Annotated in this window: 14 protein-coding genes; all 14 read right to left on the bottom strand. The window is 41.1% G+C overall.

Translation table 11 applies throughout. The features are described from left to right. Positions 1 to 269: 269 nt before the first annotated feature. On the bottom strand, positions 270 to 542 hold the full coding sequence (locus ACQKMR_RS20235; protein WP_427698920.1) for an HU family DNA-binding protein: 273 nt from the start codon (positions 540 to 542) through the stop codon (positions 270 to 272). 290 nt (positions 543 to 832) lie between these two features. Continuing rightward, positions 833 to 2,353, bottom strand: coding sequence for a cobyric acid synthase (locus ACQKMR_RS20230; RefSeq protein ID WP_427698919.1), 1,521 nt, complete (start codon positions 2,351 to 2,353; stop codon positions 833 to 835). A 12-nt stretch (positions 2,354 to 2,365) separates the two neighbouring features. Continuing rightward, positions 2,366 to 2,902 carry a cob(I)yrinic acid a,c-diamide adenosyltransferase gene (locus ACQKMR_RS20225; protein ID WP_427698918.1) on the bottom strand — a complete coding sequence of 179 codons (537 nt, stop codon included), beginning with the start codon at positions 2,900 to 2,902 and terminating at the stop codon, positions 2,366 to 2,368. Positions 2,903 to 2,917: 15 nt separating this feature from the next. After that, entirely contained in the window at positions 2,918 to 3,481 is a 564-nt protein-coding gene (locus ACQKMR_RS20220) for a nitroreductase family protein (RefSeq protein ID WP_427698917.1), read from the bottom strand. After that, positions 3,460 to 4,269, bottom strand: coding sequence for a uroporphyrinogen-III C-methyltransferase (gene cobA / locus ACQKMR_RS20215; protein ID WP_427698916.1), 810 nt, complete (start codon positions 4,267 to 4,269; stop codon positions 3,460 to 3,462). Before cobA ends, ACQKMR_RS20220 begins: the two co-directional genes overlap by 22 nt. 61 nt (positions 4,270 to 4,330) lie before the next feature. Further along, positions 4,331 to 5,698: a cobyrinate a,c-diamide synthase gene (locus ACQKMR_RS20210; RefSeq protein WP_427698915.1), complete on the bottom strand. Its 1,368-nt coding sequence runs from the start codon at positions 5,696 to 5,698 to the stop codon at positions 4,331 to 4,333. Between the two features lie 17 nt (positions 5,699 to 5,715). After that, on the bottom strand, positions 5,716 to 6,840 hold the full coding sequence (locus ACQKMR_RS20205; RefSeq protein ID WP_427698914.1) for a cobalt-precorrin 5A hydrolase: 1,125 nt from the start codon (positions 6,838 to 6,840) through the stop codon (positions 5,716 to 5,718). Then, positions 6,837 to 7,613 (bottom strand): precorrin-4 C(11)-methyltransferase, encoded by a 777-nt coding sequence (cobM, locus tag ACQKMR_RS20200; RefSeq protein ID WP_427698913.1) that lies wholly within the window; start codon positions 7,611 to 7,613, stop codon positions 6,837 to 6,839. Before cobM ends, ACQKMR_RS20205 begins: the two co-directional genes overlap by 4 nt. Further along, complete coding sequence (cobI, locus tag ACQKMR_RS20195) at positions 7,610 to 8,317, bottom strand: precorrin-2 C(20)-methyltransferase (protein ID WP_053345849.1); 708 nt, start codon at positions 8,315 to 8,317, stop codon at positions 7,610 to 7,612. The genes cobM and cobI overlap by 4 nt, the downstream gene beginning before the upstream one ends. Continuing rightward, complete coding sequence (cbiE, locus tag ACQKMR_RS20190; RefSeq protein WP_427698924.1) at positions 8,310 to 9,524, bottom strand: precorrin-6y C5,15-methyltransferase (decarboxylating) subunit CbiE; 1,215 nt, start codon at positions 9,522 to 9,524, stop codon at positions 8,310 to 8,312. The genes cobI and cbiE overlap by 8 nt, the downstream gene beginning before the upstream one ends. Beyond that, positions 9,508 to 10,620, bottom strand: a complete 1,113-nt coding sequence (locus ACQKMR_RS20185) for a cobalt-precorrin-5B (C(1))-methyltransferase (RefSeq protein WP_427698912.1) — start codon at positions 10,618 to 10,620, stop codon at positions 9,508 to 9,510. The genes cbiE and ACQKMR_RS20185 overlap by 17 nt, the downstream gene beginning before the upstream one ends. Positions 10,621 to 10,627: 7 nt before the next feature. After that, positions 10,628 to 11,272 (bottom strand): precorrin-8X methylmutase, encoded by a 645-nt coding sequence (locus ACQKMR_RS20180; RefSeq protein WP_427698911.1) that lies wholly within the window; start codon positions 11,270 to 11,272, stop codon positions 10,628 to 10,630. Positions 11,273 to 11,284: 12 nt separating this feature from the next. Further along, positions 11,285 to 12,055 (bottom strand): precorrin-6A reductase, encoded by a 771-nt coding sequence (gene cobK / locus ACQKMR_RS20175; protein WP_427698910.1) that lies wholly within the window; start codon positions 12,053 to 12,055, stop codon positions 11,285 to 11,287. After that, complete coding sequence (locus ACQKMR_RS20170) at positions 12,052 to 12,969, bottom strand: sirohydrochlorin chelatase (protein ID WP_427698909.1); 918 nt, start codon at positions 12,967 to 12,969, stop codon at positions 12,052 to 12,054. Before ACQKMR_RS20170 ends, cobK begins: the two co-directional genes overlap by 4 nt. Positions 12,970 to 12,980: the final 11 nt, after the last annotated feature.

Genomic DNA, 12,980 nt, shown 5'->3' with positions numbered 1-12,980 from the left:
TTCTATCTAAATTTTATAACAAAGTTGATTGGAGCGGAAGGTGCGAGACTCCTGCGGGAAAAGCGCGTCTAGGGGAGACCCCGCAGGCGCAAGCCCGAGGAGGCTCCCGGACCGCCCGCGGAAAGCGAGTGCCTGGAGTGGAAATCAACGGTCAAATTTTAAAAACCTAAAAAGACTGTAGACAAACTCAATTATTATCGAGTTTGTCTACAGTCTGAAACTCTGGAGACTTTTCTCATCTCCAGAGTTTTTTTCACTACATGTTTATTTTATTTTACAGCTTCTTTTAATTCCTTACCTGCTTTAAAAGCGGGTACTTTGCTAGCTGCAATTTGAATTTCTTCACCTGTTTGTGGGTTTCTGCCTGTACGAGCTGCACGGTCGCGCACTTCAAATGTTCCAAATCCTACTAATTGGATTTTTTCCTCTTTAGCAAGCGTAGTCGTGATTGTTTCAAACAATGCATCCACTACTTTTTTAGCGTCGTCTTTTGTTAGTTCAGCTTGTGCTGCCACATTACTCACTAGTTCTGTTTTGTTCATATCAAACACCTCATCCTTTTAATTCTATAAAGTATGTAGAGAAGCCAACATAACATATCTTGTATATGTCTGTCACTTAATATGACTAAATAAAAGAAAGTTTAACCCTATATTTCATGGTGAATGTGATTTTCACGGAAGTAAATAATATAAAAACGAAAGAATATTAGTTCATTTGAATCCTTACGATATACAAAAAAGCGCAACTCTGTCCATGATACATGGAAAGAATTGCGCTTTATTTTAGATAATAATTCACGATAGCTTGATGGATAAGGTGAGACTACTATTCAACTTTCCATCGTTTCAAACCGCAGCCATTTATAGATAGTATCCATATCTATATTTTCTTCCAAATGTGAAGCCAAGAGGTTATAAGCTTCTTCTCTTCGCTCTGAGTCACTTTGAACATTTTCCTTCACTTCATCCAATCCTTTTGACCTTCGAATTTGATTAACTAGCATTCTTGTAAACAAGCGATTATGGAAAATCCCATGAAGATAGGTTCCAATGACTTTGTTGTCTGCAGAAATAGCCCCATCCTCTCTTCCATCCTTCAATAAAAGAAATGGCCTTACTAGTGAAGAGTCCAATGATGTTCTCCCTAAATGGATCTCAAAACCGGTCAGATTCATTTCTACTTCCAGGATCCCTGAAGTAAGAACACCTTCCATTTGGACCGTTTTCTTTTCTGCATTAAAGACAGTTTGTACTGGAAGAAGAGAAAGTCCTATTGCATTTTCTCCGTAGCCCTCGACTGCATCGGGATCGAAAAGCTTCGTCCCCAGCATTTGAAATCCACCACATATCCCAAATATTAATGTCCCTTTTTCACGCAAATCTTGGATGGCCCTATCCAGTCCTGCTCTTCTCAGCCACTCTAGATCTTCCATCGTATTTTTTGTACCAGGCAAGATAAGAAGGTCAGGATTCCCTAATTCGTGCACACTGCCTACAAGTCTGACCCCTACACCCGGTTCATCAAAGAAAGGATCCACGTCTGTAAAATTGGAGATGCGAGGCAATCTTAAAACGGCGACATCGATTGGAAATTCAGCCTTTTTGGGTTTTTTAAAGCGTAAGGAAGATAGTGCTAATGAATCTTCCGCTTCAATATTCACGTCTATATAAGGAAGTACACCGAGAACTGGAATCCCTGTTTCTTTTTCCACCCATTCAATGCCGTCATCCAATAACTCGCGCATGCCACGAAATTTATTGATGATAATCCCCTTTACACTTTCGCGTTCATCCTTATCCAATAAGGCAAGTGTTCCAATAATTGACGCAAAAACTCCACCACGATCAATGTCAGCTACCAAAATGACCGAAGCATCTGCAAGTTTGGCCATACGCATATTTGCAATATCTCGGTCCTTCAGGTTGATTTCAGCTGGACTTCCTGCTCCTTCAAGAACGATAATGTCATATTCGTCCTGAAGTTTTTCCACCGATTTACGTACGATGGGCATGGCCTCTTGGACAAATTGATATCGATAGCTTTTTGCATCCATATCAAGAAAATGTTTTCCATGCACAATGACTTCTGAAACCATATCCTGCTTCGGTTTTAATAGAATTGGATTCATATCAGTGGTTGCTGTAATCCGTGCCGCCTCGGCTTGTACACCTTGAGCACGGCCGATTTCACCGCCATCTAAGGTTACATACGAGTTTAAAGCCATGTTTTGAGATTTGAATGGTACGACTCGTAATCCTTTATTGGAAAAAACCCGGCATAGTGCCGTACAAATCAAACTTTTCCCAACATCAGAGGACGTCCCTTGTATCATAATGGATCTTGCTTTCATTCGTCTCACCCCTTAAAACTCTAATCCTTTGACAGCGCCGATTCCTTCTTCATAGTAATGCTTAGTCGCATCAATATTAGAAACTAAATCCGCCAAATCCATCAGTTCCTGTTTTGCATCCCTGCCAGTAACGACTAAATGCATATGAGCGGGCCGATTACGAATCGCATCAATTACTTCATCTAATGGCAAGACATCACCAATCGGGAACTTGGAAATCGCTAACGCATTGTTTAACTCATCCAGAACCAGTAAATCGATTGTAGGATCACAAAGGGCCTGTTTTGCTTTTTCCCAAGCTATTGTTAGTGCCTCCCGATGCTCTTGTGGTGTTTTAGTCCATGTAAACCCAATCCCGAGTTGTTCCATTTCAACTCCTAATTTCTTTAAAGCCAATGCCTCTCCATATGTACGCTCTGGAGATTTTATAAATTGGAGAAATTTAACGTTCATGCCTCTCCCAATAGCCCGTAAAGTAACACCAAGTGAGGCAGTCGTTTTCCCTTTCCCATTACCGGTATATATAAGAAACAATCCTCTTCGCGCCAATTTATTCGCCTACCTTCATAGCCAAACTGTTTTTTCTATGTATGAAGTTCTTTTAGTAACAGGAACAGGTTGATCTTTTTTAGGATAGCCGATAAAAATAGTACCGATTACTTTTTTGTTTTCCGGTGAACCGATAAATTCGTGCAGTCGTTCATCTCTGACAAGGCCTACTCCTCTAGTGCGCCACACAAAGCCAAGACCTAGTTCTTTTGCTGCAAGCCACATCGAATGGACAGCACAACAAGAGGCAAATACATTGTCCTCGGATGATTCCGGATCGTCAGGCAAAATATCAGAGGTTACGACAATGATAAGCGGTGTAGTTTTTACAACTTCTAGTGAACTATCAATCAATTTCGGCTTGGTCGGGAAACGCTCATGTAAATATTTTTCTGCCAACTGTTCGTAGCGCTTCTTCGCTTCTCCTTTGATTACATAAAACCCCCAAGGTTCACGTAGTCGGTCGTTAGGGGCATATGTAGCTGCTTCTAATAACTGCCTGATTTTTTCATCTTCTACTTCTTTTTCTTCATAGTTCCGTATGGCTCTGCGGTCTTTCAATTCTTGAATGATAGACATCTTGACTCATTCCCTTCACTCGTAGACTCTGAATCAATCACTTTTTCAAACCATTGGATTTTTTCTCTTAATTGAACGACTTCACCTACCAGAAAGATTGCCGGATTTTGAATTTCCTCTTTCATAGCAAGCATAGAAATCGTATTCAAGGTTCCAGTTATCGTCCTTTGTTTATCTGTTGTACCCCATTCAATGACAGCCACTGGTGTTTCTTCGTCCCTACCATGCTCTATCAATTGTTCGCAGATAAATGGCATATTGCCAATTCCCATGTAAAAGGCGATGGTATCAATTCCTTGAGCCAATGCCTGCCAATTCAGGTTGTCTTGACCCTTGTAATCACGTCCATGTCCGGTCACAATTGCATAACTCGACGCATGTTCACGATGGGTAACGGGTATACCGGCATAAGCTGGAGCTGCAATGCCCGCTGTCACTCCTGGGATTATTTCATATTCAATCCCATTAGCCGCCAGGACCTCAGCTTCCTCTCCTCCCCGACCAAAGACAAACGGATCTCCTCCCTTTAGGCGGGTAACATTTTTTCCCTGCAAGGCCTTCTCTACCAAAAGTGAATGAATTTCTTCTTGAATGAGATGATGTCTTCCAGGTGATTTCCCGCAATATACAAGCTCTGCATTTTCTTTTGCATAGGTTAATAGTTTTGGATTGACGAGCCTGTCATAAGCAATGACATCCGCATTTTGTATACATTCCATTCCATAAACCGTAATTAGTTTCGGATCTCCGGGACCCGCACCGACCAGATGTACCTTTCCCGGTTTCATGCTCTTGCCTCCTCTTATTATCAAAAAACAACTTTTCATTGTTGATATGTTTCTTGTCCTATCAGTTTTTTTGTTTTAAGCATGCACCTATCCAATTCTCAACAAGTTTAGGATTGGAAGCAAAATGAAAATGGGTATATCCAGCTACCAGATTTCCTATTATGCACCCTTCTTTTTTTGAACCAAATCTACCTTTGGCCTCGTAAGCATGCGGAAGAACATCATCTGGATCAAATGTAGAATAGTGGAATTCATGACCTTTTGCCTGCTCACAATCTTTAATTAAAAAATTGCTTTCGGTTCCAGTTATTTCACGATATCCCAGTGCCGCAAGCTTTTTCTGCATTTTGATCCTACCTGGAATCAATCCTGCCATCGGATACTTATCTCCAGAAGTTGTTTCAATAGAATTGCTCAAAAACATGAATCCACCACATTCTGCTAGGGTTGGCAAACCCTTTTCAATGGCGTTTCTGATGGATCTTATAGCAATTTCATTGCGAGAAAGTTCATCTGCAAATTCTTCTGGAAAACCGCCTCCAAGGTATAAGCCATCCGCATCCAACGGAACTTCATCCCCTTTTAATGGAGAAAAATACTTGATGTTCGCTCCTTTTGCTTCAAGCAACTCAAGGTTTTCCTGATAATAAAAATTAAAGGCGGCATCTTTTGCAACGGCGATGCACACGTCTTTCTTGCTACTAGACTGAAAGATTCCTGAATTCCCACCGGAAATGGTGCTGGTCTTAGCCAAGAGATACAGCTGTTCGATATCAATCGTTTCCATGACTAAATGAGCGAGTTTATCGAAAAATGGTTCAAGTTCACCTCGTTCAATGGCAGGAATTAAGCCTAAATGACGGCTAGGAATATCAATATCCAACTCACGTTTCATATACCCCATCACTGGAACATCGCATTCCTGCTCGATGGCTGCTTTGACAATTTTGTAATGCCCCTCACTTCCCACTTGATTGGCAATTACTCCAATAATGTTCGGGCCCGTAGAAAATGCTTGAAACCCTTTAACAATCGCAGCTGCGCTACGCGCCATACTCGCACAGTTGACAATTAACAAGACAGGACTTTCAGTAATCATGCTGATTTCAGCTGTTGACCCTGTATTCGATAAAGGATTTTTTCCATCGAAAAAGCCCATGACTCCTTCGATAATCGAGATATCCGCTCCAACGCTCGCTTTGTTAAGTATTTCTCGGACAATATCGTGCTCAAACATCCAGCTGTCAAGATTTCGTGAAGTTCGTCCCGTAACGGCTGTATGATAGGTTGGATCAATATAGTCAGGACCACATTTAAACCCTTGAACGGTATACCCTTTCTTCTGGAGGGCTGCCATAATTCCGATGGTCAATGTCGTTTTTCCGACCCCGCTACCGGTACCAGCAATAACTAATCTTCTATCGCTCATAAATACTGCTCCCTTCCTTAAAAAGGAATAATCCCAACTGAAATGGTGACATTTCCCGATTTTTTCTTAACCAGCTCCAATTGTCCCGCTCCAGTATAGAGTCTAACAGCCGGCTCACTTACGCCATAAGCACCTGTGTATTTATATACTGTATCTGACGGAGCTTCAATTTTAGCCTGATTAAGTTCTTCCGGTTCAAAATACACAAATTCCCAACCGTATTTTTGAATGACTTCGAGTAAACCAATTTCATCTTTCTTTATTGAAATTGTACATATTGCTTTAACACTTTTTATGGAAAATGATAATTCCGCTAATGTTTCCACAATTACCTGCTCAATTTCAACGGCCGATGTTCCTCGATTACAGCCGATTCCAAGAACAATGACTTGTGGACGAAATACAATACCATTGTCCAGAATCTTATTTTCCGTCTGACTAAGCTCCCTATGAGTAACAACTAAGGCTGCTAGAGGCTTTGCTTTTAGGGCGTCATCAATTGACGGATAAACGATTATTTGTTCAGGTAATGCTGTTTCATACGTCCACCAGTTCCGTTCACCTGACTCCTGAACAATTGCAACATGCTCTTCATTCACAACCGACGCGCTCACTGGCGTTAATTTTTCAGCAGAATCCCAAACCCAGCCAAAGCGCTGGCCGAATAAATCGACAGGTATCGTTTTTTGGACATCTGATGCAGTTGTAATAATTGGATTTGCATCAAGCGCTGCTGCAACTTCCTTGGTAAGCTCATTAGCCCCTCCAAGATGTCCTGACAATACACTGATAACATTTTCCCCTTTGTCATCAATGACAACAACTCCTGGGTCCGTTTTTTTATCCTTCAAAATTGGAGCAATCATCCGGACGACGGCACCGAGTGAAATAATTAAAATGATTCCTTTATATTCCTTGAATAAAGCGGGTAACAGCATACGGACACTTCCTGAAAAAAGCTGGATTTGTCTGTGCTCTTCATCCCCTTTTTCAAACTTGCTCATGTAATATAGATCAGAATTTGAAAAAACAGTGTGTAATTTTCTTGCTAGTTCTACACCATGCTTTGTAATCGCTACGATTGCATAAGTATGTGACCGTTTTATGGGGGCAAGTTCCTCTTCTTTTAATTCAATGATCATGGCTTGACACCTTTTCGGAAACCGTGGGTAAAGCTCGCATCATATAGTTTGGAACGGTATTCACCTTTATCATGGATATTAGGGTCTAACGCCCATCCAGCCAAAATCATTGCATGCTTGCGGATTCCATTTTTACGCATATCTTCATCTAAATTCACTAAGGTAGTACGGACTATTTTTTGGTCCGGCCATGTTGCCCGTTGTATGACTGCAACAGGCGTATCATCTTTCCACCCCGCTGTTTGGAGTTCTTTGACGATTTTTTTTGTTAAGGTTGCGCTTAAGAAAAGGGCAATCGTACAATGATGACTCGCTAAATCTCGTAATTTTTCAAATTCTGGAACCGGTGTCCGTCCTTCAGCTCTCGTTAAAATAAGTGTCTGAGTTAAATCAGGAATCGTCAGCTCGGCGCCAATTGCTGCTGCTGAAGCAAATACTGAACTAACACCAGGAATCACCTCATAGCCAATATCCTCTTTCTTCAATAGAACAATTTGTTCCATGATTGCACCGTACATAGCAGGATCTCCTGTGTGAATACGGGCTACCATTTTTCCTGCTTTAACACGATCAACCATAACATCAACAATTTCTTCCAAATGCATTCCAGCCGTTTTCAGCACCTCGGCATTAGGTTTTGCCTTTGCAATCAATTCTTCATTTACTAATGAATCCGTATATAAAATAACGTCTGCCGTTTGGAGAATATTCAATCCTTTTACCGTAATCAAATCCGGATCTCCTGGACCAGCACCTACAATATAAATTTTCACTTTCTCACCACCATCAAAGTTAAGTATTCTAGTTCAAGTCCTTCCAATTCACTTAAGTTCCAAATTACTTCCTCATCGGAAGTGACTTTGGTTACAACTGAAGCCTTTTCAAGCAAATCTAAATCTTTTAATACAGTTATCATTAAATCGATTACTTTTGCGACTTTAATGAACACTACAGCATCATGATCTTCAATCGCCTTCTTCATCGCTTCATAATCATCTCTTGCAGGAATAATCGCAACATGATCATCGCCATCTGCCAAAGCAATGCCCAATCTTGAAGCTGACCCGTTAAACGAAGATATGCCTGGTACCGTCTTAATCTCAACTTCAGGATGCAACTCCTGCATCAATTTCATCATATGTATGAACGTACTATATAAAAGCGGATCTCCTTCTGTAACGAAAGCAACATCTTTACCTTCATATAATTTTTGCCAAACCTTCTCAACTGTTTCATTCCATTCCCGATCCAAAATCGTTTGATCCTTCGTCATCGGAAAAACAAGTCCGAGCATTTCCTTCTCCTCAGGCCGAATGTATACTTCTACGATACGATGGGCGTAGCTTTTGCTACCTTTTCTTTTTTTTGGATACGCAATAACTGGCGATTCCTGAATGACTCGAAACGCTTTTACTGTAATTAGCTCCGGATCTCCAGGACCGACGCCAAGACCATATAATGTACCAAGATTACTCATTCATGTCTTCCTTTCTTTGTGCAGTAATGATATAAACCGGATTCAGTGGTACAAATCTGTTCATTCCTAAAATAGGCTTGCTTCGTGAAATTTGAGCATGCATGATGGAGGTTTGAAAACCTGCTTCTGCAAAAGCCTCGTTCGCACGGTAGAGATTTTCTATCGTAGCGGCATTTAGGACAATCCTTCCTCCTTTTTTCAACCGATTACAGCAAGTCTGGATGAGGTCCACCATTTCGCCGCCAGTTCCACCAATAAAAATGGCATCCGGATCAGGAAACGTTTCTAAGCCTTGCGGTGCTTTTCCATGAATCGCCGTTAAATCGGTACGAAACTTACGTTGGTTTTGTAAACAATTTTCTAAATCCGCCTCATTTTTTTCAATCGCAAAAACTTGACCTTCAGGTGAGAGCTTCGCAGCTTCAATCCCCATTGAGCCCGTACACGTCCCAACATCCCAGACCATGCTGTTTTTCTTAAGTTTTAACGCATGAAGGCTTAATACTCGAATTTCCTTTTTGGTAATGAGACCTTTATCTGGCTTCCGCTGCGAAAATTCTTCATCTTCAATGCCTAATGACCAGCTCGGTCCTTCAGATATCTTTTTCAAAATGACGACATTTAACGGTGAGAATTCCCGCTCTATCATTTCTTCAAGTTCATACCATCCTGAATTTTCATTTTCTCCTTGAAGATTCTCCGCCACAAATGCCCGATATTCTGTCATACCAAATGATAGAAGATATTTAGCAAGTTGATTAGGACTATTTTCAACGTCAGTAAGCAATGCAACTTTTGCTTTCCCATCGATCCGTTGGGCCAACCCTTTCATACTTCGACCATGAACACTAACAAGGAAAGCATCTTGCCAGCTTTCACCCATTTTGGCAAAAGCGAGTTGAACTGAACTAAAATATGGGTATACTTCTATATTCATCTTGCTGGAAAGATAGCCGCCAATTCCGTAAAATAGCGGATCACCAGAAGCTAAAACGACCGTTGGACGAGTCTCTTCCTGTAGTCGTTCTACAACTGCTTTCATGCCGCCCTTTATGACAATCTTCTTTCCTTGATAATTCGGGAAGAAGGACAAGACCCTCTCACCGCCGATAAGCACTTCACTTTCTTCAATCCATTGTGCATATTGAGGCAGTAAGCTTTCTTGACCGTTATCTCCTATCCCGATTAATTTAATCGATTGAGTCAATTCCAACAGCCCTTCCTAGTAATTGTCCTTTCAACGAATAAATCGCCGTTTCCATTTCAATGCCGCCCTTCACTTGCTTTAATCCTGAGTGACAGCAGGCTTCACAAAGTTTATTGAAGAATTCTTTGTTATCAATCTCGGCCATCATATCACCGACTTGCGATGCGGTGTTTGCGTTCTTAATTTCAAAAGCAAGGTTATCATCTGCTCCGACACTTTGGGCAATTTCAGATAAAAAGCCGAAGTCGACTGGTGCACTTTTTGAATGCACCATCATCACACCTTGTGCAACTTTCGAAAATTTCCCCATCATACCGACAAGAGATACCTTTTTAATTCCCTGTCTTTTGCATTGCTTTAGCGAGAAGCCTACAAAGTCACCCATTTCAATAAAGGCTTCTTCAGGTAACCCCTCAAGAAGACCCATTGCATACTTTTCGCTGCGACCACCTGTCGTTAAGACAAGATGATCACAGCCACCAGCTTTAGCAACACTAATCGCCTGGACAATACTTGCCATATATGCGGAACTGGAAAAAGGAACGACGGTGCCCCTTGTTCCTAAAATGGAAATGCCACCGACAATCCCTAACCGGCCGTTTAATGTTTTCTTCGCAATTTCTTCACCTGCTGGTACGGATATAACGACTTTCACACCTCTATTAACCTTAAATTCTTCTAATGTTTGTTGCACGGTTGTTAAAATCATTTTGCGCGGCACAGGATTAATTGCCGCTTTTCCGACAGGAACAGGAAGACCAGCTTTGGTCACACGACCAACACCAATCCCTCCATCCAAGATGATGCCAGGTGTATCTGCCCAGCTGACAGTAGAAATTATATGTGCCAGATGAGTTGCATCCGGATCATCGCCAGCATCTTTAATTGTTTCTGCACTAACTGAATTTTCCGTTATATCATATTTCTCAATTGTAAAAGTAGCATCTCTGCCAATAGGCAAAGAAATCGTTGCCTCCTCAAGTGCATCACCAGTGATCAATGCGATCAATGCCGCTTTAGTCACTGCTGTTGAACAGGCCCCGGTCGTATACCCATGCCGCATTTGGGAGGGATCTTTCTTGACTTTCTTTTCCATGATTAACCTAATCAGCTAAAAGGGAAATCGCATTCAATGCCGCAACCGTGACAGTACTTCCGCCTTTTCGGCCAACATTTGTAATGAAAGGAACTTCAGTAATTTTTGCTAGTTCTTCTTTTGATTCTGCGGCAGAAACAAATCCAACAGGCATACCAATAATTAAGTCTGGTTTAGCAATCCCTTCTTTAATAAGACGAATGAGTTCTAATAATGCTGTTGGAGCGTTACCAATGGCATAAATCCCGCCTTCATTTTCCTTTACGGCTTTTTGCATCGAAATGATGGCTCTTGTCGTATTCAATCGTTTTGCTTCAACCATTACATCAGGGTCTGAAATATAACAATGCACATCCCCGCCATGTTTTTGAAAACGTTTTTTCCCCGTTCCGCTTTCTATCATTTGAACATCGGCAATAACATGTCTTCCTTTGCGGATTGCTTCCACACCAGCTTGAATAGCATTTGGATGGATAATGACGCTTCTTCCTAATTCAAAGTCTGCTGATGCATGAATTACACGGCGAACTATCTTCCACTCATCTTCTGAAAAATCATGATTACCCATTTCTTCAGCAATAATTGAAAAACTATAATCATAAATTTTATCTGGATCAACCGTTAGGGGTTTAAAATCTGTTTTAAAATCCATCGTATATTCCTCCTATTTTTCGTTTAGTTGTTTTTTCAAATCGGCAATGACCAGATTAAAATTGGAATGAACATTTTTATAATCAACATCGGGACGAGAAATCATAATCGTCTCAATTCCACATTCCAATGCGGCTTCCAATTTCTCATCAACAGATCCAACCTTGCCACTTTCTTTTGTAATCATTAACGTGACACCATATTGATTGTAAATCGCTTTGTTCAATTCTTTTGAAAATGGACCTTGAACCGCGACTATATTTTTTTGCTCAATCCCTAACTGAGCACATTTTTCCATATTATCAATGCGCGGGAGCATTCTCGCTATCACTCTTGTATTCTCCAAACCTACTAACTCTTTAGCAAAAATCGCTAAGGTTTTACTACCAGTCGTTAGCATAATAACTCCCCGCTTTGTAGCAGCAAGCTTGGCGGCTTCAGCATAATCACGAACCATAATCAATTTCTCATTCTGGAATCGTTGACTTTCACGCTCATATCGAATATAAGGAACATTTGCTTCCTTTGATGCCTGAAGAGCGTTTTTAGATGCTTCTTCTGCAAATGGGTGACTTGCATCAACTACCGCTCGAAAGCCTTTTTCGATGATTAAAGATGCCATATCTGTTGCAGTTAATCGTCCAATACGAGTTGTTATCTTCGCATCTTGCAAACTTTTCGCTGCCGACTCGGTCACTACCGTTGCCAGAACTTGGAATCCCACCTGTTGGATTTCAATCGCTAATTCCCTTGCATCGCTTGTACCTGCTAAGAACAAAATCATTTTGTCGTCCCCACCACTTGCTCATCATGGTCATGGTGGTCATGTCCATGGTCGTGTTCATGGTCGTGTTCATGGTCGTGATCGTGGTGATGGTGATGATGGGCATGACCATGTTCCTCGACATGTTTACGATAGTTTTCTAAATCACGGGTACCACTTGATCTTCCTTCGCTAGCTTCGATAACACGTTCTTTCAGTATGGTTTGTAATGTTGGATGATAACCAAAGTATTTCGCCAAAACAAATTCATGCTCTGAATATTGGTCTTGATAGCCTGTTAGCATCTTTTCCATTCTCTCCATTAACACACCTGTGAAGAGGAAATATGGAAGCATCACTATTTTTTTTGCCCCTAACCGAATACAGCGTTCAATGCCTTCATCAACAAACGGATCCGTAACACCCATGAAGGCATTTTCGACCCATTTCACATTTAATTTTTCCCACAATAATCGTGAAATTTTATATATATCACTATTTGCATCAGCGTCACTTCCACCTCGACCTATCAGCAAAATTGCTGTCTCCGGGTGTTCCAAAGATGTATCGAATCCAACTTCCTCAAGGCGATCTGTCAGAATCGTCAATACTTCATGGTGAACACCAATCGTTTGTCCATATGTGAATGTAACAGCTGGATATTTATTCCTTCCATCCTCTATTTCAGCTGGAATATGTAATTTTGAATGTCCTGCATGTAGCAAAATAATCGGAATGACGATAACTTCAGTGGCTCCTCTTTTTATACAATTGTCAATGCCTTGGGATATATTTGGCGTGGCAAATTCCAAGAAGCATGTTTCAATCAATAAGCAGTCGTCCATTATCGGAATCATATTTTTTATAAAACGAATAACCTCTTCGTTTCCAGAAGCTAATCGGCTTCCGTGTCCTACGAATAATACTGCTTTCATTTGTTATCCCC

This window comes from Peribacillus sp. NPDC096540 (assembly GCF_050278525.1).
Taxonomy (GTDB): Bacteria; Bacillota; Bacilli; order Bacillales; family DSM-1321; genus Peribacillus.
The sequence above is the reverse complement of the archived record's forward strand: the minus strand, read 5'-3'. Positions and strand labels throughout refer to the sequence as shown.